Below are 557 nucleotides of genomic sequence, written 5' to 3'. Positions count from 1 at the left end.
ACTGTATCGATGATCAGTTCTCCGGAAGTGGTATCCGTAGCCGTATTACCAGCTGTATCAGTGGCTGTAGCCGTTACATCATAGGTGCCGTCAGGACTGATCTCATTGCCCGCAGGAATTGTTAAGCTCCAGGTATTGTCGCCATTGTCTACCAGATTCCCGTCTCCTTCGCTATAGGTAACCCCATCTACCGTTACTGTTAAACTATCTGAAGAATCCGCTGTACCTGTAATCACCGGGGTGGTATCATTGGTAGTCTGACTAACTACTGTTGGAACTGTAGGCGCTACTGTATCGATTGTTAATTCCCCGGAAGTGGTATCCGTAGCCGTATTACCAGCTGTATCAGTGGCTGTAGCCGTTACATCATAGGTCCCGTCAGGGCTGATCTCATTGCCTGCCGGAATTGTTAAGCTCCAGGTATTGTCGCCATTGTCTACCAGGTTCCCGTCGCCTTCGCTATAGGTAACTCCATCTACCGTTACTGTTAAACTATCTGAAGAATCCGCTGTACCTGTGATCACCGGGGTTGTATCATTGGTGGTCTGACTAACCAC

1 protein-coding gene is annotated in these 557 nt (G+C 48.7%); it reads right to left on the bottom strand.

Annotated features, from left to right (window positions below; all coding sequences use genetic code 11):
- A partial coding sequence (locus ACFSTE_RS15980) for an Ig-like domain-containing protein (protein WP_378298283.1) occupies positions 1–557 on the bottom strand: 557 nt, incomplete at both ends.

Origin of the sequence: Aquimarina hainanensis, assembly GCF_042684685.1 — a bacterium.
GTDB classification, from domain to species: Bacteria; Bacteroidota; Bacteroidia; order Flavobacteriales; family Flavobacteriaceae; genus Aquimarina; species Aquimarina hainanensis.
The sequence above is the reverse complement of the archived record's forward strand: the minus strand, read 5'-3'. Positions and strand labels throughout refer to the sequence as shown.